Source organism: Methylobacterium aerolatum (assembly GCF_022179085.1).
Classification (GTDB): domain Bacteria; phylum Pseudomonadota; class Alphaproteobacteria; order Rhizobiales; family Beijerinckiaceae; genus Methylobacterium; species Methylobacterium aerolatum.
Map to the genome: position 1 here is coordinate 236,638 of NZ_BPQE01000020.1, position 19,056 is coordinate 255,693.

Annotated in this window: 17 protein-coding genes and 1 riboswitch; of the genes, 2 read left to right on the forward strand and 15 right to left on the reverse strand. The window is 73.2% G+C overall.

Going from position 1 to position 19,056, the window contains the following annotated elements:
- Positions 1 to 115 precede the first annotated feature (115 nt).
- From cobJ to MFF06_RS14625, 11 genes are all read right to left on the reverse strand, one after another.
- The gene (gene cobJ, locus MFF06_RS14575; protein WP_238205070.1) at positions 116 to 877 is read right to left on the reverse strand and encodes a precorrin-3B C(17)-methyltransferase; all 762 of its coding nucleotides are present in this window, start codon (positions 875 to 877) and stop codon (positions 116 to 118) included.
- Positions 874 to 1,653 (reverse strand): precorrin-2 C(20)-methyltransferase, encoded by a 780-nt coding sequence (locus MFF06_RS14580; RefSeq protein WP_238205072.1) that lies wholly within the window; start codon positions 1,651 to 1,653, stop codon positions 874 to 876. Before MFF06_RS14580 ends, cobJ begins: the two co-directional genes overlap by 4 nt.
- Positions 1,653 to 2,330 carry a precorrin-8X methylmutase gene (locus MFF06_RS14585; RefSeq protein ID WP_238205074.1) on the reverse strand — a complete coding sequence of 226 codons (678 nt, stop codon included), beginning with the start codon at positions 2,328 to 2,330 and terminating at the stop codon, positions 1,653 to 1,655. Before MFF06_RS14585 ends, MFF06_RS14580 begins: the two co-directional genes overlap by 1 nt.
- Positions 2,327 to 3,694, reverse strand: coding sequence for a ferredoxin-like domain-containing protein (locus tag MFF06_RS14590; RefSeq protein WP_238205075.1), 1,368 nt, complete (start codon positions 3,692 to 3,694; stop codon positions 2,327 to 2,329). The genes MFF06_RS14585 and MFF06_RS14590 overlap by 4 nt, the downstream gene beginning before the upstream one ends.
- Complete coding sequence (gene cobN, locus MFF06_RS14595; RefSeq protein WP_238205080.1) at positions 3,691 to 7,287, reverse strand: cobaltochelatase subunit CobN; 3,597 nt, start codon at positions 7,285 to 7,287, stop codon at positions 3,691 to 3,693. Before cobN ends, MFF06_RS14590 begins: the two co-directional genes overlap by 4 nt.
- Before the next feature lie 56 nt (positions 7,288 to 7,343).
- A complete protein-coding gene (cobW, locus tag MFF06_RS14600; protein WP_238205082.1) occupies positions 7,344 to 8,378 on the reverse strand; it encodes a cobalamin biosynthesis protein CobW in 1,035 nt (344 codons plus the stop codon).
- Entirely contained in the window at positions 8,375 to 8,773 is a 399-nt protein-coding gene (locus MFF06_RS14605; protein WP_238205084.1) for a DUF1636 domain-containing protein, read from the reverse strand. The genes cobW and MFF06_RS14605 overlap by 4 nt, the downstream gene beginning before the upstream one ends.
- Positions 8,766 to 9,503, reverse strand: a complete 738-nt coding sequence (locus MFF06_RS14610; protein WP_238205086.1) for a CbtA family protein — start codon at positions 9,501 to 9,503, stop codon at positions 8,766 to 8,768. Before MFF06_RS14610 ends, MFF06_RS14605 begins: the two co-directional genes overlap by 8 nt.
- Positions 9,504 to 9,519: 16 nt before the next feature.
- Positions 9,520 to 9,702, reverse strand: coding sequence for a CbtB domain-containing protein (locus MFF06_RS14615; RefSeq protein ID WP_238205089.1), 183 nt, complete (start codon positions 9,700 to 9,702; stop codon positions 9,520 to 9,522).
- 33 nt (positions 9,703 to 9,735) lie between these two features.
- Positions 9,736 to 9,923: riboswitch (cobalamin riboswitch) on the reverse strand.
- Between the two features lie 174 nt (positions 9,924 to 10,097).
- On the reverse strand, positions 10,098 to 11,717 hold the full coding sequence (locus MFF06_RS14620) for a glycoside hydrolase family 44 protein (RefSeq protein WP_238205091.1): 1,620 nt from the start codon (positions 11,715 to 11,717) through the stop codon (positions 10,098 to 10,100).
- Positions 11,714 to 12,661 (reverse strand): glycosyltransferase family 2 protein, encoded by a 948-nt coding sequence (locus MFF06_RS14625; RefSeq protein WP_238205093.1) that lies wholly within the window; start codon positions 12,659 to 12,661, stop codon positions 11,714 to 11,716. Before MFF06_RS14625 ends, MFF06_RS14620 begins: the two co-directional genes overlap by 4 nt.
- A gap of 199 nt (positions 12,662 to 12,860) precedes the next feature.
- Between MFF06_RS14625 and MFF06_RS14630 the strand changes: the two genes are divergently transcribed.
- Together MFF06_RS14630 and MFF06_RS14635 are read left to right on the forward strand one after the other, a co-directional pair.
- A complete protein-coding gene (locus MFF06_RS14630) occupies positions 12,861 to 14,000 on the forward strand; it encodes a Gfo/Idh/MocA family protein (RefSeq protein WP_238205094.1) in 1,140 nt (379 codons plus the stop codon).
- Positions 14,001 to 14,022: 22 nt separating this feature from the next.
- Positions 14,023 to 14,910: a DUF6492 family protein gene (locus MFF06_RS14635; protein WP_238205096.1), complete on the forward strand. Its 888-nt coding sequence runs from the start codon at positions 14,023 to 14,025 to the stop codon at positions 14,908 to 14,910.
- A 13-nt stretch (positions 14,911 to 14,923) separates the two neighbouring features.
- Here the strand turns inward: MFF06_RS14635 and MFF06_RS14640 are convergent, their stop codons facing one another.
- From MFF06_RS14640 to MFF06_RS14655, 4 genes are all read right to left on the reverse strand, one after another.
- Positions 14,924 to 15,712, reverse strand: a complete 789-nt coding sequence (locus MFF06_RS14640) for a WecB/TagA/CpsF family glycosyltransferase (RefSeq protein WP_238205098.1) — start codon at positions 15,710 to 15,712, stop codon at positions 14,924 to 14,926.
- A gap of 317 nt (positions 15,713 to 16,029) precedes the next feature.
- Positions 16,030 to 17,004 (reverse strand): NAD-dependent epimerase/dehydratase family protein, encoded by a 975-nt coding sequence (locus MFF06_RS14645; RefSeq protein WP_238205100.1) that lies wholly within the window; start codon positions 17,002 to 17,004, stop codon positions 16,030 to 16,032.
- Complete coding sequence (locus tag MFF06_RS14650; RefSeq protein ID WP_238205102.1) at positions 17,001 to 18,464, reverse strand: oligosaccharide flippase family protein; 1,464 nt, start codon at positions 18,462 to 18,464, stop codon at positions 17,001 to 17,003. Before MFF06_RS14650 ends, MFF06_RS14645 begins: the two co-directional genes overlap by 4 nt.
- On the reverse strand, positions 18,461 to 19,056 hold a 596-nt coding region (locus MFF06_RS14655; protein WP_238205104.1), incomplete at its 5' end, for an O-antigen ligase family protein. The genes MFF06_RS14655 and MFF06_RS14650, both read right to left, overlap by 4 nt.

A 19,056-nucleotide genomic window follows, 5' to 3' on the forward strand; every position in this document is an offset into this window, starting at 1 on the left:
CCACGGCCACGGCCGTCCTTGCGAGTGAAACGGAGCAATCCAGGGCAGCGGGCCGTCGCCAAGCACGGCGCCGCCCTGGATTGCTTCGCCGACGCTCGCAATGACGGTGGTACGCTCACGCCACCCCCTTCACGCTGCGCAGCGTGTAGACGAAGGGCGGCTTGCCCTCGCGGGGGATCAGCCGCGTGGTCGTGGCACCGAGGATGACGACGGTGGCCATGTCGGCCATGGCCGAGTCGGCCTCGCTCAGCGTCGCCACGCGGATCGCCTCGTCCGGGCGGCTGATGGCGCGGGCGAACATCACCGGCGTTTCGGCTGGGCGGATACCGGCGGCGAGATCGAGGGCCGCGCCGAGCTGCCAGGGCCGGGCGGAGGAGATCGGGTTGTACAGGGCGATCACGAAATCCGCCCGCAGCACCGCCTCCAGCCGGGCGGTCACCACCTCCCAGGGCTTGAGGTTGTCGGACAGCGACATGGCGCAGAAGTCCCCGCCGAGGGGCGCGCCGAGGCGGGCGGCGGCGGCGAGCATCGCGGTGATGCCGGGCTCGACGGTGATGGCGAGGTCGCGCCAGCCGGGCTCGCCCTGCTCCACCGCCTCGAACACGGCCGCTGCCATAGCGAACACGCCGGGATCGCCCCCCGACACCACGGCGACGCTACGCCCCTGCGCCGCGAGGGAGAGGGCGTGCCGGGCGCGGTCCACCTCGACGCGGTTGTCGCTGGCGTGGCGGACCAAGCCCTCGCGCTCGGGCACGCGGGCGACGTAGGGAAAATAGCCGATCAAGTCCGTGGCCCCGTCGAGGGCGCGCCGGGCGGACTCGGTCAGCAGCGACGGATCGCCGGGGCCGAGACCCACCACCGTGACGCGGCCGCTCACGGGCGCCGGCCCTCGCCGGGCACGAGGACCATCGAAAAGTAGGGCGCCTCGTCGTCGGCCTTGGCCTCCAGCGGGATCACCCGCTCGCCCGCCATGGTGCCGCGCTCGACATAGACGGCGCGGGCCAGAAGCCCCGCCTCGGTCAGCGCGGCGCGGACCTTCGGCAGGTGCCGCCCGAGCTTCATCACCACGGCAGCGTCGGTGCCCTTCAGGCGCTCGGTGAGGGTGCTGAGAGGCAGGGTCGCGGGGAGGACGGTAAGCACGTCGTCGCCCCAGGTGATCGGCGTGCCGGCCCGGGTCCAGCAGCCGGACATGCCGGTGACGCCGGGAATGACGTCCACCGGGAACCGGTCCTTCAGCCGCCGCCACAGGTGCATGAATGAGCCGTAGAAGAAGGGATCGCCCTCCGACAGGATCGCCACGTCGCGGCCGGCGTCGAGGTGGTCGGCGAGCTTGTCTGACGCCTCGTCGTAGAAGGCGGCCAGCGCCGAAACGTAATCCGGGTGCTCCGGGTGCAACTCGGTGGTGTAGGGGTAGGCCAGCGCCATCTCGCGGGAGGGGTCGCGCAGGATCGCGTCGGCGATGCCCCGGGCGTTGCCGCGCTTGCCCTGCTTGCAGAAATGCACCAGCACCGGCGCTCGCTCCAGCACGCGCCGGGCCTTCACGGTCAGCAGGTCCGGGTCGCCGGGTCCCATGCCGACCCCGAACAGGGTGCCGGTCCTGGCCGCGCGGGGCAATTCTTCCGTGTCGCCCTCGAAGGGCATGAGACCGTCCATCACTCGACCTCGCTGGCCAGCGCGTTGACGGCCGCCGCCGTCATGGCGCTGCCGCCCCGGCGCCCGTGGACGACGACGAAGGGCACCCGCCCGTCGCGCGCCAGCGCCTCCTTGGATTCCGCCGCCCCCACGAACCCCACTGGGATGCCGATGATCGCGGCGGGCGGCGCGACGCCCTCGTCCAGCAATTCGAGCAACCGGAACAGGGAGGTCGGCGCGTTGCCGACCGCGACGACGCTGCCCGGCAGGTGCTCGCGCCACAGTTCCATCGCCGCCGCCGAGCGGGTGGTGCCCATCGCCTTGGCGAGATCCGGCACGCGGGGATCGCGCAGGGTGCAGATCACGCGGTTCTCGGCCGGAAGCCGGGCGCGGGTGACGCCGTCGGCCACCATGTGGGCGTCGCACAGGATCGGCGCGCCCGCCTTCAGCGCGGCGGCCCCGGTCTCGGCGAAGTCGTCCGACATCTCCACGTCGCGGGGCAGATCGGTCATGCCGCAGGCGTGGATCATGCGCACCACGCACCGCTCCGCCGCGCCGGACCAACGGGTGAGGTCGGCCTCGGCGCGGATGATCGCGAAGGATTTCGCGTAGATCGCGCCGCCGTCACGGACGTAATCGTAGCGCGATTCCTCGGGGTGCGAATGCTCGCGGCGCATGGCGGTAGGGCTGGCGCTCATGCCGGTCTCCGGTTCCTCCCCAGGTCGGCGTCCGGCTGCATGAAGGCAGCGGCGAGCCCGACACTTGCCGCCCTTCCTAACCGCTCTAAAGCGGCCTCGATAGGGAGTTGCAGGTCCGAGGGATCGGTGGTCGTCCCACCGACGATGACGGCGTAGGCGCCGTCGCGGCCGACCAGGGTCAGGTCCGCCGGAGCGGGCTTGGCACAACCCTTGGCGCAGCCGGAGACGTGGGCCGACAGGCCCGCCTCCGCGAAGGGCCGGAACAGGGCCGCAACACGCTCCGCATCCGCGAGCGTCGGGGTGCTTCCGGAGGCGCAGGCGGGCGCGCCCGTGCAGGCCGCCACCGCCCGGCGGGGATCGTCGGCCGCGACGATGAAATCCGCCGCCAGGGCGGCGAGGTCCACCCGCTCGGGGCGGCCGGGCAGCAGAATCGCGCCCCGTGTCGGCGACAGGCGGATGTCGGGCGCGCCGATCGTCTCCGCGACGGCGATCAACCTTTCGAAGGCCGCCACGGTGCAGCGGCCGAAGGGAGCATCGAGGGCGAGGACGGGCAGGGCGTGGTGCAGGCTCAGGCCGGGCGAGGGCGCAGCCAGCTCCCTCCCCCTCCTGGGGGGGAGGGTACCCTGCGCAGCAGGGGGGGGAGGGAGGGACGCGGCGAGCGCATCTGCCCATTCCTCGGCCGTCACATCCCGCATCCGCCGTCGGCCGGTGCGGATGAAGGCGGTGAGGTGGAACGCCAGGAAGGCCGGAGCCTCGGAGGCCGCACACTCCGCCGCCGGAATCGCACCGGAGGCGGGCACGATCGCGACCCTCTCCGCCGCTGTCGGCACGACCGACCAATCGGCCTCCTCCAGCGCACACCCGACGGCCACGAGCGTCTTCGCCGGCAGGCCGGGCACCGCCCGCCCCGCCGCCTCGATGGCGCGGGCCAGGGCGGGGACATCGAGGATCTCGGACGGGTCGCGCCCGGCGAGGGGACTCGTGAGCGTCAGGCGCTGCGGGCCGCCGTCGGCGCGGGTGTCACCCAGCCCGACGTCGCCGAGCAGGGCGGCGAGCGGCGCGGCGGTCGCCTCGGTGACGCCCCGGATCTGGAGGTTGGCCCGCGCGGTCAGATCGAGATGGCCGTTGCCGTGGCGCCGGGCACCCTCGGCCACGGTGCGGGCCTGGGCCAGGGTCAGGACGCCGAGCGGCGGATGGATGCGGGCCAGGAGCCCGTCGCCGGTCGGCATGGGGCGGGCGAGGCCGGGGCACCAGCCCCGGCGGGCGGCATCGGGCAGGCCCCGGCGGGCAGTATCGGCCCCGCCCCGGCGGGTGTTATCGGAAATGCCCCGGCGGGCGGTATCGGCGAGGGGGCGCGGGCTCATTCGGCCGCCTCGCCCATCATCGCGTCGGCGGGGAGTGCGTTGCGGCGGCTGGTCCAGAGGCCCCGGTCGCGGGCCTCGTCGAACCGGTCGAGGATCGCCCGGGTGGCGGCGGGGTTGACGGCGCGCAGGCGCTCGAACACCTCCGGGTCGGCGATCCAAGCGGAATAGAGCGCCTCGAACCCCGCATCGGTGACGGCATCGCTCCCGGCAGCCAGCACGAACACGGCGTCGAGTCCCTGGGCCAGCTCCTGCGCGCCGCGATAGCCGTGGCGGAGCTGGCCCGCGATCCAGCGGCGGTCGGCGAGGCGCCCCCGGATCAGCCGGGCCGCATCCTCGGCGGCGGTGCGGGCCTTCGGGCGCTCGGGTTCCGAGACGTCCAGGCTGTAGAGGGCCGGTCTGGCCCCCGTCAGCGTCGCTGCGGCACTGAACCCGCCCATGGCGTCGACGGCGGCATCGCCGTCGAACAGGTCACGCTCGGCCACGTCGAAGGCGTGGGCATAGGCATCCGCCTCGGCGACGCGCTGGCCGAAGCCCGCATCCGGTCCCTCCCGGTCGCCGTAGGCATAGCCGCTCGCGGCGAGGTAGGCGCGGCCGAGATCGTCCCGGCCCTCCCACTCCCCGTCGAGGGCCAGGGAGGCCGCGCCCGCACCGAAGCGGCCGGGCGCCGCGCCGTAGACGCGGGCGGCGGCCTCGCCCCGGCGGGCGGCGGCGGCGAGCGGGTTGTCCTCCTCGTCCTCGTCGCGGGCGGCGACCGCCCGGACGGCCCGGTCGAGCAGCGCCAGCGTGTCGGGGAAGGTATCGCGGAAGGCGCCGGAGACGCGCACCGTCACGTCCACCCTCGGCCGGTCGAGGCTCGCCAGCGGCAGCACCTCGAACCCGGTGACGCGGGTGCTGGCATGGTCCCAGACGGGCCGGACGCCCATCAGCGCCAGCGCATGGGCCACGTCCTCGCCGCCGGTGCGGAGCGTGGGCGACGCCCACAGGTCCATGACGATCCGGGCCGGATAGGCGCCCTCGTCCTGCAGGTAGCGTGTCACCACCGCCGAGGCGGCCTTCTCGCCGAGGAGGGCGGCGGCGCGGCTTGGGATGGCGCGGGGGTCGAGGGTGGTGAGGTTGCGGCCCGTGGGCATCACGTCGAGGCGCCCGCGCGAGGGCGAGCCGGCCGGGCCGGGGGGCACGAAGCGCCCGCTCAGCGCCGCGAGCAGTCCGGCGCGCTCACCCTCGGCGCTGGCGCGGACGGCCTCGGGCGCGTCCTCGGGCGCCCGGCCGAAGACGTGGAGCCCATCGCGAAAGGCGGTCTCCCCGATGTCGCAGAGATGGGCATCGAGGGCGGTGAGGGCCTCCTCCATCGGCGCGCCGGGGGCGATGCCCGCGCCCGCGAGGAGCCCATGGCCCTCAGCCTCCTCCAGGATGGCCGCGGCGAGCAGCGTCGCCCGGCGGGGATCGAGCACCGTGGCGGCGGAATACTCTTCGACGAGCTCGCGCAATCGGGCCGTTTCCGGCGGGAGACCCGCCCTGGCGACGGTCGGGGTCAGGTGGCCGAGGGCCACGCCGCCGAGGCGTCGCTTGAGCGGCGCGGCTTCGCCCGGATCGTCCACGATGAACGGGTAGACCACCGGCAGGGATCCGACGCAGAGCGCGGGCCAACAGGCGGGCGAGAGGGCCACCGCCTTGCCCGGCAGCCACTCGGTGGTGCCGTGGGTGCCGAGCTGCGCCAGCACGTCGAAGTGCCGTCGCAGGCCGAGGTGGAAGGCGAGGTAGGCGTGCGTCGGCACCCGGTCGGGGTCGTGGTAGCCTGCCTTCCTGTCGGCATCCCGGCCCCGGTCGGGCTGGAGGAAGAGGGCACAGGCGCCGCCGTCGCCCGCACCGTCGTGGCGCGTACGAGCGAAGCCATCAGGGGAGGCGCCGTCGCTTGCGAGCGTGTCGCTGCCCTGGCTTGCTTCGTTCTGCTCGCCAGGACGGGGGTGGACTGGGCCGCCCGCCATGCGGAACCGGAACGCCCCGTCACGGCAGGCCGGGTCGTCCTCCGGCGCTCCCCAGGCGTCGTGAAGCGCCATGCGCGCCTCTTCCGGCAAGCTGCCGAGCCAAGCCCCATAATCCGCGAGCGGTACGGCGAAGTTGGGCTCGCCCTCCGTCAGCGGGCGCATCACGTCGTCCGGCAGCGGCGCAGCGGGGTAGCCCGCCCCCGCGAGGTCGGCGAAGACGGCGCGGGCGCTTTCCGGCGTATCGAGCCCGACCGCAAAGCCCGCCCGGCCGCCGCGGGCCGGATAGTCGGACAGCACCACCGCCACCCGCCGCTCGCCCGGCGGCAGGGCGGCGAGACGCAGCCAGCCGCTTGCGCGCTCGGCCAGCGCCGCGATTCCCTCGGCGAAGGGCACGAGGCGCCGCTCGGAGAAGCCCGCCACCTCGGGGGCTTCCTCCTTGAAGGCGATGGGGAAGCCGGACAGCCGCCCATCGAATTCCGGCAGGGCGATCTGCATGGCGAGGTCGGAGGCGCCGAGCCCGCGGGCCGACGCCTCCCAGGCATCCCGCGGGGCGCCGACCGTCAGGGCCTGCAGCACCGGGCAACCGGCCCGGTCGAGGATGAAGCCGGCGTCGTCCCGTGCGGAGAAGGCCGTGGCGGCGATCACGATATCAGGCCGCCGGGCGGCCAGCGCCGCCTCCACGGCGGCCACGGCCTCCGGGTCCTTCAGGCTCGACACGGCCAGCGTCAGCGTGCCGATGCCGCGATCGCGCAGGGCCAGCGCCAGGGCTTCGAAGGGGGCGGTGTCGCCGCCGAGCACGGCAGAGCGGTAGACGAGGACGAGGGCGACGGGAGGCGCCGCGCTGTCCCTGCCCCCTCTGCGGGGGAGGGTACCCTGCGCAGCAGGGGGGGAGAGGGGAGCGACGGTGCAGGATGTGGCACCGGCCGTGACTTTTCCGGCCCCGTCGTTCCCCTCTCCCGACCTCCTTCGGGGGCCACCCTCCCCCGCAGAGGGGGGATGGCGAGCAGGTGCGAAGGGCAACGCACTCTGTCCCGCCGCCAGGGCGACATCCGTCGCCACCGGGCCACAGCCGGGGCACCACGCGAAACCCCTCGGAAGCGGCACCGCCGGCTCCACCGGGCCGCCGTCGCCGATCCGCGCGGCGAGGCGGCGCAGCATCCGCGCCAGATTCTCCGGCCCGCCCGCGCGGAAATAGCCGTCGAGGTCGGCGGCGAGGGCGGGGTCGGTGCAGAAGGCGGTCAGGCGCGGGTCCGGCCGGTCGTCGCCGGGCAGCACGGCGAGGACGACGCCATGCGCCCGCGCCGCCTCGGCGCAGCGCTCGACACCGTAGCGCCAGTAATCGAGCCCGCCGAGGCAGCGGATCACCACCGCGCGGGCGCGGGCGACGACCTTGTCCACGTAGAGATCGACGGAGAGGGGGTGGCGCAGCTTGGCGAGCTTGGCGAGCCGCAGCGAGGGCAGGCCCGGCTCGGCTGCGTGGACGCGGGCCAGCCCCGCGAGGTCGCTGTCGGTGAAGGACAGGATCACGAGGTCGCCCGGCTCCTGGCCGAGGTCGACCGCCGCCTCGCCCTCGTCGAGGGAGACCGAATCGACACGCAGGAGGTGCATGGCGCGCCTCCCTCAGCCGGCGCGCGGCAAGGCGTGCGGCCGGTCCGGCGCCGCGCTCATCCCGCCAGAGCCTTGGCCACGGCGGACTGGTCGAAGCCCTTGAGGCCGATCACCACGAGGCGGCCGTCACGGGCCTCGCCCGCGCGCCACGGCCGGTCGAAATGGTGGGACACCCGGCGGCCGACCCCCTGCACCACGAGGCGCATGGGCTTGCCCTCGACCTCGACGAAGCCCTTGATCCGCAGCACGCCCTCGGTCTCGGCCGCCTTCTCGACGCGGGCGGCGAGGTCGCCCGCCGTCACGGCCGGGCGGACGGGGAGCGCCACCGTCTCGAAGTCGTCGTGGTCGTGATCCTCGCCCTCGCCGTGGTGCGAGGGGCGGTTGGCGAGGTCGTCCTCGGCCGCCGCGCCGAGGCCGAGCAGCACGCGGGGGTCGATGGCGCCGTTCGACGTCTCCACCACCTTCACCGCCCGGGGCAGGTGGCCCTGCACTTCGGCGCGCACCTTGGCGAGGCCAGCCTCGTCCATCAGGTCGACCTTGTTCAGCACCACGAGGTCGGCGCAGAGGAGCTGGTCCTCGAAGACTTCTTCCAGCGGGTTGTCGTGATCGACGCTCGTGTCCGCTGCGCGCTGGGCGGCGAGCGCCTCAGGGTCCTCGGCGAAGGCGCCGGTGGCGACGGCGGGGCCATCCACCACCGCGACGACGCCATCGACTGTGACGCGCGAGCGGATCGCCGGCCACTGGAACGCCTGGACAAGGGGCTTCGGCAAGGCGAGGCCCGAAGTCTCGATCAGGATGTGCTCCGGCGGCTCGGCGCGGGACAGCAGGGTCTCCAGGGCCGGCACGAAGTCGTCCGCCACGGTGCAGCAGATGCAGCCGTTCGGCAGCTCCACGATGGACTCCTCCGTGCAGCCCTCGACGCCGCACGCGGCCAGGAACGACCGATCGAAGCCGACATCGCCGAACTCGTTCACCAGGATCGCGAGCTTGCGGCCCTTGGCGTTCTCCACGACGTGGCGGACGAGGGTCGTCTTGCCGGCACCGAGGAAGCCGGTGACGATCGTGCAGGGGATCTTCGCGACGATGGTCATTGCGCGGCCTCGGGCAAAGGGGAAAGCGGGGGAAAGGGCGGGATGCGGGCGATCACGCCCGTGCGGAATTCCTTCGGGCGCTCCCGCCAGGGCACGATGCCGTCCGGGGTGCCGTCATAGGCCATGAGGCCGTCGAGGATGGTGGTCGCGGCGGCCTCCGGGTCGAGGTCACCGTAGACGTAGGTCCAGCGGCCGGGCGATGCGACGGCGACCGTGCAGGGCCGCTTGCACACCGAGAGGCACTCCACCGGCTCGACGCGCAGGCCCTCGGCCCGCTGTCCGGCTTGGCGAACGAGTTCGGCATGGAGGCGCGCGCCGGCGCGCGGCCCCTCGGGGTCGTCGCCCTCCCGCTTGCAGGTGGTGCAGACGTAGAGGGTGGTCCCGGTCTCAGGCATGGCGGCGCCCCGCGGAGCCGAAGCTCTGCCACGCCCAGCCGAAACCGAGGCCGATCATCGTCCAGAACACCGCCGACACCGCCAGCGACCGGGCGGCGAACTGCGCCGCGAGGGCGGCCGGCACGGCGGAGGTGGTGTCCGGCGGAGGCGGCGCGCCCACCACGTGCGGCGCGACGATCAGCACGAGGCCGCCGAGGATCGCGATCAGCGAGCGCCGGACGCCGATGAGGTACAGGCCCATCGCGGTCCCCGCGGCGGTCATCACCCACCATGCCTGCCGGGCGAGGATCGGCGCCGCCTCCTGTCCCGGCAATTCCGGCGGCAGGCCGAGTGCCGGGGCGAGGGACACGCTGGCGAAGCCGGCCAGCGCGAAGGCGAGGCCGGTCTGCAGCGTCGGCTCCCGCCCGAGGGCGATGAGCACCGCACCGAGGATCAGCGCCCAGCCGACGCCGCCGACGAGGGTGGCCAGCCCGGTGAAGGCCATGCGCTGGAAGCCCGGCGCCGGCTGCCAATCCGGCGCGGCGTCGGGGGCGGCATGGTCGTGGCCGGAATGGGCGAGGACGATCGGCAGGGCGCGGGTCGTGCCTTGCGCCGCTTGGCCGGGGGCCGGCGTCTCGTAACGCTCGGCCGCGACGATCAGCGGCGAGGTCAACGAGAGCTCGAGCCCCGTGGCGACGATGGCCGCGAGGAAGCCGGCGGCGAGCGCCGCCGACAGAAGCCGGAGAATCATGCCTGGCGCGTGGGCGTCAGTGGCAGGGGAAGTTCTGGGCGTGCCGGAAATCGTGCGCCGCGTTGTGGAACGCGATGGCCGGCGAGAAGCCCGCCATGAAGATCAGCCCGAGGCCGAGGAAGGCCGCCAGCGCAGCCGCCATCAGGCGCTCGTTGGCGCGGACGGCGACGGGGGCGAGGGAGGAGGTCGTGGTCGTCATGATTGGTCTCCAGCCGCCCCACCGGCGGCGTCGCGAAGTCACGGGATGACGGCAGGTCTCCTGGCTCGCGGCTCGGCGCGCCCGCCGCCTTCCCGGATCGCTCCGGTGGCTGCTGGCGGGCGCTCGCCGCTTACAGTTGCGGGGGCAGCCGCGGGTTCGGGTGGTCCCTCACCGCGTTCCCTTTTCACCCCTTGCGGGGCACCGTCACCCGCCCTGTGTAGACGGAGTCGGGGTTGCGCACAACGGCGCTCTCCAGGTGCTGGTCGTTCTGTCTTCCTTGCGAGTGCAGCAAAGAGCTACGGGGGCGTTGGGACGCTGTCCGACCGTGGCGTATCCCCGGATTGCTTCGCTGCGTTCGCAAGGGCGGAAACGGTGCCGCAATGACGGCGCGGATGTCAGATCGGCGCCACGACCCCGTGCTGGGCCGAGCGGGCGGGCAGCGTGAGGCGAAGCGTCGGTCCCGAGACGCGCTCCGGCGCGCCCATGGCGGCCACCTCCCGGTGGTGGGCGTCGAAGCCGTAGCGGGTCAGCGTCGAGGGCGGCAGCGGCTGGTCGAGGGTCACATCGATGGCCTGCGGCGCCGTCGAGCGATTGATGAGCACCACGTGGAGGCGGTTCCCGTCGCGGCCCGCGCGGGCCGTCAGGCCCTCCGGCCTGGACACCTCCACCGGCAGGCCGTGATCGGGGAAGCGCCCGCCCTGGCCGTCGTAGTTCCGGTAGAGCCGGAAGGCCGTGCCGAGCCAGCCGTCGAGGGCGCCCCAATGGGCGGCCAGCAGCATCTCCGGCCGGGCGAGGCGGGCGAGGGCGTCGGCCAGGGCGAGGCCGGAGGCGAGTTGGCCGGGTCCGCCGTAATTGTACTCGGTGACGGCGATCCGCGTGCCCGGATAATGATCCCGCGCCAGCCGTTCCAGGCTGGGCAGCAACGGCAGGGAGAGGCCGCCCGAATCCGACACGGGCAGGGCATCCGAGACCCAGCTCCGCTCGCGGAAGCCCGGCTCGGTGAGGGAGCGGGGCGCGTCGAGGAGGGCAGCCGCCAGCGCCGGATCCTCCGTGCGGTAGAGGGTGCCGGCTGCGCTGAACGGGTACCAGTGGACGTCCAGGGCATCGAGGAGGCGAAGGCCCTCCCGCTCCGAGGCGTCGCGGAAGGCGGCGAGGTAGGCCGCGAGGACGCTGCCGTAGCGCCGGTACTCGGCCCAATCCGGCGCGTTCTGGAGGCTGACCATGCCGGTGACGCCCCAACTCGCCGGGCCGATCACCCAGGCCGTGGGGTCGATCCGCTTGATGGCGCTGGCGGCCGCGATGGAGCGGGCCAGCAGGTCGGCGATCCTCACCGGGGATGGGACGATCCGCGGGTGCTGGGTCGCCCACAGGCCGGGCTCGTTGTCGAGGATGTAACCCCGGATCCCGCTTTCGCCCGTCGCGGGACCGAAGCGCGCCACGAGGGTCGCGAGGCAATGGGGGATGTTGGCGACATCGGTTTCGACGGGCTCACCCGCTCCGCGCCGCCCAGCCCAGGAGACGGGCACGAAGCGGGGGGACGGCGCGGCCTCGCCCGGCGGGACCGGGCCTCCCTTGTCCGCCGCCACGTAGCCGGCCAGCGGCAGGGCGACGATGCTGCCCGCGCCCATGGCCAGCGCGGCGCGGTGAGTCGCCGTGATCGCCGCCGCCGGACGATTCCGCGCGGCGGGCGGAAGACCGATCATGTCGGCGAAGAAGTCGCCGTTGGCGTGCTGCCAGTCCTTGCCGGCGTTGCAGGCGTTGGTGACCCAATTGTAGGTGGTCGCGAAGTTGCCGCCGAACCGCCGCAGGGTCACTCCGGCGGCCCTGTCGAGCGTGGCCGAGGGTGGCCCGCCGTCGAGGGTGCCGACTTCCCCAGATCCGTAGATGAGCGGGCTCACCGCGAAGCCCGGTGCCGCGTCGCGGATCCGCACGCGCGCCACCCCGTCGGCGCGGGCCGGCGCGACCGAGAGCGCGGCGCCGATCCCCCCGAGGACGGACCGCCGGTCCGGTCTCACGAGACGAGGCCGGTCCCGTAGAGCGAGCCCCGGAAGCGGGGCATCCACAGCACCTTGCCGAGGCCGCCGCAGGCCGCGATCCGGTGGTGGCGCGCGGCGGGCGGGTTGAAGGGCTTCAGGACGAGCGAGAGCGTGCCGGAGATGACGGTCTGCGCCGCGCCGACCACCATCCAGCGGGCCACCGAGGTCCGGCTGCGCGGGCTCGACATGTCGTGGACGAAGGTGCGGATCTGGCCGCTGAGGAATCGCCGCCGCCGGACGTAGGCCCAGTCGAGGCGCCGCCGCGGCACCCATTCGGTGACCTTGGCGGCCTCGGACCAGCCGAAGCGCTTTCCCTCGCGGGCGAGCCGATGGAGGAACAGGCTGTCCTCTCCGCCGATGCTGTTCAGCCGTTCCTCGAAGGGGCCACCCGGCACCCGGCAAAGGGCGGCGGCGAAGAGCGAGTTGTTGGTGCCGAGATAGGCAGAGTACCGCGTGATGTCGGCGCCGTCGGAGGCTTCGACACCCCGGGCGAAATAGTCGGCGAAGGCGCCGATCTCGTCGCCCTCCTCGGCGCGGGCGGAGACGGGGCCGAACACGGCGTCGAAGCCCCCGTGCCGGGCCATGCCGACCAAGGCGGCGAGCCAGTCCCGTCCGCCGGTCTCGTCGTCGTCGAGGAAGGCTATCCATTCGCCGGACGCCGCCGCGATGCCGGCGTTGCGTGCCGTGGCGATTCCCGGCCGGGGCATGGCGACGTAGCGGATTGGCAGGGACGACCCGGCGGAGGCCGCCTCCACCACGGGGCGGGCGTTGCCGTCGAGGGAGTTGTCGACGACGACCACCTCGGCCCGGAGGTCCGGCGGGAGGCTCTGCGCCACGACGCTCGACAGCGCCCGCGCGAGGGCCCTGTGCCGGTTCAGCGTCGGGATCACCACGCTCACCGTCGAAGGCTCGGTCCGGGGCATTCCGTCTCCGATAAAAGCGACAGGGTTCATCAATAAATAACCGCAGCCCTATAGTCCAGCGAGGGTTACGAAATGTCCTAGTTCGCAGATATGCCAACTTCAATTATCGTTAAATCGCCGCTTATCCGGCGGGCCGGTTTATCGGAGATTGGTAAATACATTTCACGTCGAAGCGTTCGTCATGGCTGAACGGGTGCCGATGCGTATAGCGATCGTCGGTTGCGGCTACGTCGCCGACATGTACCGGTATTGCCTCGATCTCCACCGGGACGGCCTCGTCCTCACCGGCGTCTACGACCGCGACCCCGATCGTCTCGCCGCCTTCGCCCGCACCTGGGGCGACCACGCCTACGCCTCCCTGGCGGATCTCCTGGCGGAGCCGGGCCTCGGCATAGTCCTGAACCTCACCGACCCGGAGAATCATGCGGCGGTGACGCGGGCCGCCATCGCGGCGGGGATCCACGTCTATTGCGAGAAGCCGCTGGGCCTCACCCTGCAGGAGGCGCAATCCCTGGGCGAGGCGGCTCAGGCGGCCGGGCTGCGCCTCGCCGCCGCGCCGAGCAACGTTCTCGGGGAGCAGGCGCAGACCCTGTGGCGGGCGGTACGGACCGGCACGGTCGGCCGGGTCAGGCTCATCTACGCCGAACTCGACGACGGGATGGTCCACAAGGCCGATTACCGCCGCTGGATCAGCCGCAGCGGCCGCCGCTGGCCGGCGGAGGGCGAGTTCGAGACCGGCTGCACCTTCGAACACGCGGGCTACGTCCTGACGCTGCTGGTCGCGATGTTCGGCCCGGTGCGCCGGGTCACGGCCCATTCCGCCCTGTTGATCCCCGACAAGGAATGCGACGTGCCGGTGCATCCGGCGCCGGACTTCTCCTGCGGCCTCCTCGAATTCGACGGCGGCATCCTCGCCCGCGTCACGAACTCCATCGTCGCGCCCTACGATCACCGGTTGCGGGTGATCGGCGACGGGGGCGTGCTCTCGGTGGACGAGCCCTGGGACTTCGCCGGACCGGTCCGTCTGAAGCGCACGGCGACGGGCCGCCTCGACCGCTTCCTGGAGCGTCGCTTCCCGGGGCGCCGGGGCAAGGTGATGCCGGCGGCGCGCCGGGTGCCCTTCCGGGGCGGGCGGGGCAGGCCGACCATGGATTTCATGCGCGGCGTGCGCGAGTTCGCCGACGCGATCCGCGAGGGCCGGCCGGGCCGGATGGATGCGGACCTCGCCGTCCACATCACCGAGGTGACGGAGATGCTCCAGCATCCCGACCGCTTTCCCGTCCCGGCCCCGGTGACCTCGACGGTCGCCGCCATGCGGCCGATGGATTGGGCGCAGTGACCGACGACCGGAAGGATCAAGCATGGGTACGCCTCCGACCCTGATCACCCTGTCCTTCTCGGGCGATCTCGAATGCTGCCGCCTGCTGTGCGAGACGGCCGACCGCTTCGCCCCGGCCGGGGCGGCGCATCTCCTCGCCGTGCCTGCGGCGGACATGCCCCTGTTCCGGCCCCTCGCCGGGGGGCGGCGCTCCCTCGTCCCGCAGGAGGAGTTGCTGCCCGGCTGGCTGCGCAAGGTGCCGCTGCCAGGCCCGGAATGGCGCAGGCGCCTCTTCCTGCCCCGGCGGAACGTCTACCTGTCGTTCAGGGGGCGGCCGGTCCGCGGCTGGATCGCCCAGCAGATCATGAAGCTCAACGCCGCCGCCGGGGCCGGGACGGAAACGATCCTGCATCTCGACAGCGACACGGCCTTCGTGCGGCCCCTGCCGGCCGAGGCTCTGGGGACCGCCGGGCGGGTGCGCCTCGCCCGGTTCCCCGGCGCGGCGGACGACGCCATGCACGCGCCCTGGCACCGGGCGGCCTCGACGCTCCTCGGCCTGCCGCCGTCGAACTATCATGGTGCGGATTACATCGACCAGTTCGTTACCTGGCGGCGTGACAACGTCCGCGGCCTCCTGGCGCGGATCGGCGAGACCACCGGCCGCGATCCCATCGAGGCGCTTGCCGCGACGCGGGACTTCTCCGAATACGTCCTCTACGGCGTCTATTGCGACCGGGTGCTCGGTTTGTCCGCCTCCGGCCATGCCGAGACGGCGCTCAGCCTGTGCGAGACGGTCTGGTCCGAGGCCGAGGGCGGCGGGATCCCGCAGGTCGGCGCCGGGCGCTACGGGCTGGGGATCCAGTCCACGATTCCCCTCACGCCCACGGCGCGGCGCCGGATCGTCGCCGAGGCGATCGACCGGGCCGCGTGAGGGTGACGGTCCATCACCGGGCGGGGCGGCGCTCCCAGACGATGCGGAAGATGCGTGGCCCGTCCATGAGGTAGCGGCGGCCGAGCCGCCTCGGCTCGCAGGCGAGGCGGAACAGCCATTCGAGGTTCGTCGCCCGGAAGAAAGAGGGGGCGCGCCGCCGCGCGCCGACCAGGAACTCCAGACCCGCGCCGATGCAGAGGCCGACGCCCGTGGCCTTGCCCCGCCGGGCGAGGGCATGGGCGAGCATCTCCTGCTGCGGCGAGCCGACGGCGAGGATGACGAAGCGGGCGAGGACGGCCTCGATGGCCTCCACCGTTGCGGCGAGGGCGGCCGGGTTCCGGCGCAGGCCCATGGGCGGGCAGATCTGCGAGACGTCGGTCAGTCCGGTGCGGGCGCGGACCTCCTCCACCAGGGTTTCGCCGCCGCCGACGATCAGGATCGGCGACGCCTTGTCCAGGGAGGGGTGGGTGAGGAGCGCGGCCACGAGATCCGAGCCCGGCACAGCCGGGAGGTCCACCCCGTGGCTGCGGGCGAGGAGGTTAAGGACGCGGCTGTCGTTGATGCAGAGCCACGCCTCCCGATAGAGCTTGCCGACCTCGGCATCCTGCGTGATCCGCAGCATGTGATCGACGTTCGGGGTGACGAGGTAGCGGAAGCGCTCACCGGCGGGCACCGCGAGCAGGGCCGCCAGGGTCTGTTCGAGGTTCAGGCGGTCGAAGGGCAGATCGAGGAAGACCGGACGGGTCGGGCGTAGGCCGGCGACGGCGGCGGGCAGGCTCGTCCTGTGGGCGATCGTCGCCATGGTTTCGTCCCTTCGCGGCGCAGACTGATGCGGGACGGCACGGAAATGTGCCGGTCCGGAACGGTCGAGAGCGACCGTCCCGCCCGTCACCCGTCCCGGCGCAGTAGGCGGACCACGATCCCTCTTTGGGAGGGATTTTGAGGCAGAAAAGCAGTAGAGCGCGTTAAAGGCTTCGGTAAAAACTTCCTGAAACCCGCTAAATATGGCAGATGGCCGAGCTTGTTCGCCAGGCAATTAGAGCCTCTCACGAAACTCCCGCTGCGCCGTTGCGGCCGGAGGGGAGGACACCCGATGGCCGGGATGTTCGTGAGGAGCTTTCAGGTCTGGAGACTGTCGGCCAGTCCCTGGGCGAGGGGCGTCGTGGCGCGGAAGCCGAGTTCGGCGCGGGCCCGGTGGGTCTCGTAGCGGGCCGCGCGGGCGAAGAGGCGCAGTTCCCCCGGTGCCGGAACGAGGCGCAGGGCCCGGGGCACGGGCAGTCTTAGGCGGGCGAGGGCCTTGGCGGGCAGCGACAGCGCCCACAGGAGGGCGAGCCGGCGGGGCTTCAGCGGCCGGGGTGGCGGGAGGCCCGCGGCGGCGGCGAGGCGGGCGAAGTAGTCGTTCCAGCGGGGTGTCTCGGGGCCGATGAGATTGGCGGCCAGGAGCCCCGGCCCGGGGCCGGACAGGGCGGCGAGGGCGCAGCGGGTCGCCTCCGCGACGTCCGCCACGTGGATCAGGGCGGCGATCCCGTCGCCGCGCGCCCCGAGGTCGCCGAGGCTGCCGGCTTCGAGGGCGGCGAGGGGCCGGTCCACCCACAGGGTGCTACCCGGACCATAGACGATCCCCGGTCGTAGGATCACCGCCCGTCGCCCGGGGCGTGCGATGAGCCAAGCCCGCAGCATCGCCTCGCAGGACCGCTTGGCGGCGCAATAGGGATCGTCCGGCGCGGCGATGTCCGGCGGCGTGTCGGGTTCGCCGACCTTGCCCTCGGCCGGGCCGTAGACCGCGACGGAACTGAAGAAGACGATCCGGTCGATTCCCGCCCCGTCGGCCGCCGCGAGGAGGGCGCGAAGCTGAGCCGTCATGCCGGCCACCGCCCGCCCGGCCGCATGGACGATCGCGCCCGCGCCGTCGCAGGCCAGGGCGAGGCTCGTGGGATCGTCGAGGTCGCAGCCCACGAGGTCGGCGGCGGGGGAGGGGCCCTCCGGCAGGCGGCGCAGGCCCGCCCGCACCGGCAGGCCGGCCTTGACCAGCCGCGCCACCACGGCGGAGCCGATGAACCCGCCCGCGCCGGTGACGAGGACCGGCCGGTTCATCGCGCCCCCGCCAGGGCCGTGCGGCCGAGGAGCGGTCGCAGCCGTCCGACCAGCGCGAGGGCGTTCGCCCGCCCGAACAGGAACAGGAGCGGCAGGTACAGGAGTACGCCCGCCGGCACGGCCACGACGAGCGCCGCCAGCGGCCCGTAAGCCGTCGCGAGCTGGATGCCGAGCCACGCCACCGCCACCGCCATCAGGCCCGCCGCGAGCCAGACCCCGGCGAGGCGGCGGAGCAGCGGCCAGGGCGCCAGCCCGATCAGCGGCCCGCTGATGAGGACGGTGGTCAGGGTCTGCGCGAAATCACCGGCGAGGCGCGCGAGGCCGATGCCGGCGGGATCGAGACGAGTCGAGGCGAGGAGCGAGAGGGTCAGCACGACCAGGCCAACCACATAGGAGAGCAGAACGTTCTGCGGTCGCCCGCTCGCGGAGAGCGCGGTCTGCACAACCTGGGAGGGCAGGGCCAGGAGTCCGCCCGCCGCCAGCGCCGCCGCGATGGGCTCCGCCGTGGCCCAGCCCGGCCCGGCGAGCAGGGGCACGAGGAGCGGGCTGACGGCGGCGATGCCCATCATGGTCGGCGCGATGAGGGCGGAGGTCTCGCCCGCCACCTCGGCCGCCGCTTCGCCGGTGTTGCCCCGCGCCGCCGCGTTGGCGCGGAAGTGGGGGAAGCACAGGTTGTGGGTCACCGCGACGATGGCCCCGCGCACAGGCTCGATCAGCCGCATGGCGATGTTGAGGTAGCCGAGCACGGTGAGCCCGAAGAGGCTGCCGACCAGGGTGTTGTAGACGACGTAGGTGCCGTTCTCGACAAGGCGCGAGGCGAGAACCAGCCCCGCGAAACGGTTGTGGCGGCTCAGGTGCGGCCAGGACCAGCGGGGCCGCACGGCCAGCCGCAGCATCCACAGGAGGCTCGCGGCGCTGACGAAGACCAGCACGACGCGCATCGCCACCAGGGCCCAGATCCCGGCTCCGGCGAGCCCCAGCCCGATGGCCGCCGCCGCCCCGGCGAGGTGCCCGACGATGCTCGATGCGTTGATGACGTAGAAGGACTTCCGCCGCCTCGCGACCGCCGTCGCCATGGTCATCGGCCCCTGACCGAGCAGGAGCAGCCCCGTCGCCGGCAGGAGGATCGCGAGGTCGCCCCGGCCGTAGGCGTGGTCGAGGAGGATCCCGACCGGGATGCACAGGCCGATGAAGGCGAGCGCCGCCGCCAGCGAGATCGCGAGGACCGCCTCCAGATCCTTCCTGCGGACGACACGCGCCTGCGTCAGCGCCTCCTCGTAGGGCGTGCCCACCGCCATGGAGAACACGGTGACGATGCTCAGCGTCAGGGCCGTGGCGCCGAAATCGCCCGGCGTCAGCGTTCGGGCGAGGAAGGCGGTGGTGGCGGAGAGGATCACCAGACGCCCCGCCGCGTCGGCGAGCCCGGCCCCGACCCAGCCGCCGATCCGGCGGATGGTCATGATCCCTCTCCCATGCGCTCGCCCGGCGGCTCCCGGCGGAAGGCCAGGAGGCTGATCAGGATCGTCAGGTTGGCCAGGACCTGGCCGCGCATCCAGAAGCTCGATTCGGTCTTGTTGTGCACGAGGACGAGGACGGCGATCACGAGGAAGGTCGCCGCTGCCACCGCGTCGGCGCGGCCGAGGGAGCGGGAGAACAGCTTCCGGGTCAAGGCGAGTACGGTGAGGATCTGCGCCACCACGGCGAAGACCAGGGCCGGAAGACCGCCCTGCAATTGCAGGTCGAGGTAGCCGTTATGCGCCTCGTTGATCACCACGTCCGCGCGCTCGCCGACCTTCAGGGTGGCGAGCCACGATCCCGGCGGCGCCCGCAGGAGGGGGTCGTTGGCCTCGCCCACGTCCCAGAAGGAGCCGAAGCCGTAGCCGGTCCAGGGCCTGCGGGCGATTTCGCTCGCCGCGAAGTCCCAGATCTGGGTCCGGCCCGTGAAGCTCGCGTCGTTGCCGGGGGTGAGCAGGCCCATGAAGTCCCCGCCGAAGCCCGTCACGCCGAGATAGGCGACGAGGACGGCGCCGACGCCGAGGACGGCCACGGCGA